General features: G+C 68.3%; 4 protein-coding genes. 3 read left to right on the top strand and 1 reads right to left on the bottom strand.

All coding sequences use genetic code 11. From position 1 onward, the window contains the following. Window positions 1–287 precede the first annotated feature (287 nt). Window positions 288–737, top strand: a complete 450-nt coding sequence (locus tag AC1D1T_RS30985; protein ID WP_047510203.1) for a PTS sugar transporter subunit IIA — start codon at window positions 288–290, stop codon at window positions 735–737. After that, window positions 706–975 carry an HPr family phosphocarrier protein gene (locus AC1D1T_RS30980; RefSeq protein WP_477993219.1) on the top strand — a complete coding sequence of 90 codons (270 nt, stop codon included), beginning with the start codon at window positions 706–708 and terminating at the stop codon, window positions 973–975. The genes AC1D1T_RS30985 and AC1D1T_RS30980 overlap by 32 nt, the downstream gene beginning before the upstream one ends. Before the next feature lie 38 nt (window positions 976–1013). Here AC1D1T_RS30980 and AC1D1T_RS30975 read toward each other — a convergent pair whose 3' ends face one another. After that, window positions 1014–1859 (bottom strand): GNAT family N-acetyltransferase, encoded by an 846-nt coding sequence (locus tag AC1D1T_RS30975; protein WP_047510199.1) that lies wholly within the window; start codon window positions 1857–1859, stop codon window positions 1014–1016. Window positions 1860–1989: 130 nt separating this feature from the next. Between AC1D1T_RS30975 and ptsP the strand changes: the two genes are divergently transcribed. Continuing rightward, the coding region (ptsP, locus tag AC1D1T_RS30970; RefSeq protein ID WP_477993218.1) for a phosphoenolpyruvate--protein phosphotransferase at window positions 1990–3732 on the top strand (1743 nt) is incomplete at its 3' end.

Raw genomic sequence — 3732 nt, 5'->3', positions numbered from 1 at the left:
CTTTCCGGACGGCACGCAGGTGCACCAGGAACTGCTGTTTTTCGTCAAGGGCACCGTGGTCTACCAGGCGACGGTGCTCGGCGCGCGCGTGGACGCGTCGGCCGTCGACACGTTTTTCGAGGGGCTGAAGCTCGCCGCATGACGCCGTGTGTCAGCGCCGGACGGCCCGCCGGCGTTGTAGTCACATGACGGTTTGGTGCACATGTGTGGTTTTTGTGGCGAGTCGAGGCCACGCCACAAGCCGCAGCCACCAAGTCGGCAGCTCGAACTGCCGATAATCGAAAACCATGCCCGGTCTTCTCATCATTGCCCACGCGCCGCTGGCGTCATCGCTGAAAGCGGTGGCACAGCACACCTTCCCGGACTGTGCCCGGTTGGTCGAGGCGCTCGATGTGCTGCCCGGCATGCCGGTGGAGGAGGTCGAGCAGCAGGCGCGCGAGATGCTGGGCCGCGTGAGCAACCCCGACGCGCTGATCTTCGCCGACGTGTTCGGCGCCACGCCCTGCAACGTGGCGCAACGCCTGGCCGACGGCCTGCACGTCAAGGTCATCGCCGGCGTCAACGTGCCGATGCTGTGGCGCTCCCTCTGCTATGCCGACGAATCCCTCGACGCGATGGTGGCACGTGCGATGGCGGGTGCCACGCAAGGCGTGATGCAAGTGGCCTCCGCGCGTCCGCAGAACCAGGCCTTCAAACCAGGCGGAAATGACCAAAACCAGCATCACCATCAGCAATAAGCTCGGCCTGCATGCACGTGCCTCGGCCAAGCTCAGCAAGCTTGCCGGCAGTTTCCAGTGCGAAGTCCTGATGAGCCGCAACGGCCGCCAGGTCAATGCCAAGAGCATCATGGGCGTCATGATGCTCGCCGCCGGCCTCGGCACCGTGGTCGAACTCGAGACCTCCGGCGCCGACGAAGAGGCGGCGCTGCAGGCCCTCGTCACGCTGATCAACGACAAGTTCGGCGAGGGTGAGTGACCACGGGGCCGCGGCCCCGTTCGTTCACTGTCCCAGCTTCATTGCCCCAGGAAGTGCTTGCGGTAGCGCTGCGGCAGGTCGGCGATGCGCATCAGCATCGGCAGGTCGGCGGTGTTGAAGTCGGGATCCCAGGCCGGCGGGCCCAGCACCTTCGCGCCGCAGCGCAGGTAGCCCTTGATCAGCGCCGGCGCCTCGACGACCAGGTCGTGCTGCAGCTCGTCGACCGGCAGCGCGAGCCGCGGGCGCACCTGCAGTTCGATCGGCGCCAGGTGCGTGTGGCGCAACTGCTCCCACAGGCTGGCGGCGAAGTGGCCACCGTCGCGCATGCTGACGCTCGCGCAGCCGACCATCGTGTCCAGCTTGTTGCGCACCATGAACTCGGCCAGCGCGCCCCACAGCGCGAGGATCGCGCCGCCCGAGCGCCAGGCGGGGTGCACGCAGGAACGGCCCAGCTCCACCATCGTCGAGCGCAGCGGGCGCAGGCGGGTCAGGTCGAACTCGGTCTCGCTGTACAGGCCGCCGATGCGGCGCGCGGAATCCGGCGTCAGCACGCGGTAGGTGCCGATCACCGGCCCCGGCTCCCCGCCCTCGCCCGGTGCGCGCACCAGCAGGTGCTCGCAGAACGGGTCGAACATGTCGATGTCGTGGCCGGCGGGCGAGCCGTGCGGCACGCTCAGGCGTGCGCCCATCTCCTCGGCGAAGACCAGGTGCCTCAGGCGCTGCGCCTGGCGAACTTCGTCTTCATCGCGTGCCCAAACAACTTCCAGCTGAGCAGCATCGACCCGGCGCGCTTGTGGAGTGGGTGAGCTTTCGTGAAGTGACCTCCGGGACGTGTCACCACGCAAATCGGACAGAGGCATCGTCGGCAGGGGCAGGTCCCTCATGGCGTTCTCCTGTGAACTCCCGAGATGGTGGGTCCGCACGGTGACGCGTCCATGAAACCGGGATGACGCGCCGATGACATTGCGCGTTTCCCCGCGTGCGGGCGGGGCGTGCGCTGCTAGGATCGTCCGCATGAGCTTCCAGGTCTTCGGATTGCCGGTGTCACGGGGTGTCGCGATCGGCCGCGCGGTGATGGTCGCGTCGAGCCGCGTCGACGTCGCGCACTATTTCATCGAGGCGTCGCAGGTCGACTCCGAGATCGAGCGGCTGCGCACGGCGCGCGATGCGGTMGCGCAGGAGTTGACGACGCTGCAGCGCGAACTGCCGGCGGACGCACCGGGCGAGCTGTCGGCGCTGCTCGACGTGCACCTGATGCTGCTGCACGACGACTCGCTGACCGGTGCCACCAAGAACTGGATCCAGGAGCGCCACTACAACGGCGAGTGGGCGCTGTCGGCCCAGCTGGAGGTGCTGGCGCGCCAGTTCGACGAGATGGAGGACGACTACCTGCGCGAGCGCAAGGCCGACCTGGAGCAGGTGGTCGAGCGGCTGCTGCGTGCGATGGCGCGCGGGCCGTTGTCGGGTTCCGCGCCGGCGCCGGGCGTGAGTCCGCGGGATTTCGGCGGCGAGGACCCGCTGGTGCTGGTCGCGAACGACATCGCGCCGGCCGACATGCTGCAATTCAAGCGGAGCATCTTCACCGGCTTCATCACCGACGTGGGCGGCAAGACCTCGCACACCGCAATCGTCGCGCGCAGCATGGACATCCCGGCGGTGGTGGGGGCGCGCGAGGCGAGTCACATCATCCGCCAGGACGACTGGGTGGTGATCGACGGCGACTGCGGGGCGGTGATCGTCAACCCGTCGCCGATCGTGCTGGAGGAATACCGGTTTCGGCAGCGCCAGAGCGGGCTCGAGCGGGATCGCCTGGCGCGGTTGCGGCACACGCCGGCCGTGACGATGGATGGCGAGCGCGTGGAGCTGCAGGCCAACATCGAGCTGCCGGTGGACGCCATCGGGGCGCTGGAGGCGGGGGCGGTCGGTGTGGGGCTGTTCCGCAGCGAGTTCCTGTTCATGAACCGCGGCAGCGAACTGCCGGGCGAGGACGAGCAGTACGAGGCGTACCGGGCGGCCATCGAGGCGATGCGAGGGTTGCCGGTGACGATCCGCACGGTCGATATCGGTGCCGACAAGCAACTCGATCGCATGTCGGTCAATGAACTCCGCCACGAGCATGCGTTGAATCCGGCGCTCGGGCTGCGGGCGATCCGCTGGAGTCTCTCCGAGCCCGGCATGTTCAGGCAGCAGCTGAGGGCGATCCTGCGGGCAGCGGCCGTCGGGCCGGTGCGCATCCTCGTGCCGATGGTGGCGCACCTCAGTGAGGTGCGGATGTTCCTGGAGGCTCTGGAGAGGGCGCGGCAGCAACTGGCGGATGCCGGCAGGCCCTGCGGCCCGGTCGAGGTGGGCGCGATGATCGAAGTGCCGGCGGCGGCGCTCGCATTGCCGCTGCTGTTGAAGCACTTCGACTTCGTGTCGATCGGCACCAACGACCTGATCCAGTACACGCTGGCGATCGATCGCGCCGACGAGGCGGTGTCGCACCTCTACGACCCGTGGCACCCGGCCGTGCTGGGGCTGATCGCGCAGACGATCGCCCACGCGCGGGCGGCGGGCAAGGGCGTCAGCGTGTGCGGCGAGATGGCGGGAGACCCCGAGTTCACCGACCTGCTGCTGGCGATGGGGCTGCGCAATTTCTCGATGCACCCGTCGCAGATTTCGTCGATCAAGCAGCGGGTGCTGCGGGCGGACACGCGGCGTCTGGCCCCGTTGCTGCCGACGATCCTGAGCAGCGAAGACCCGGCATCGGTGTGCCGC

It is taken from the genome of Rhizobacter sp. P2_H3, from assembly GCF_056403355.1.
Note: the sequence above shows the minus strand (reverse complement) of the source record. Positions and strands in the feature narration are given on the sequence as shown.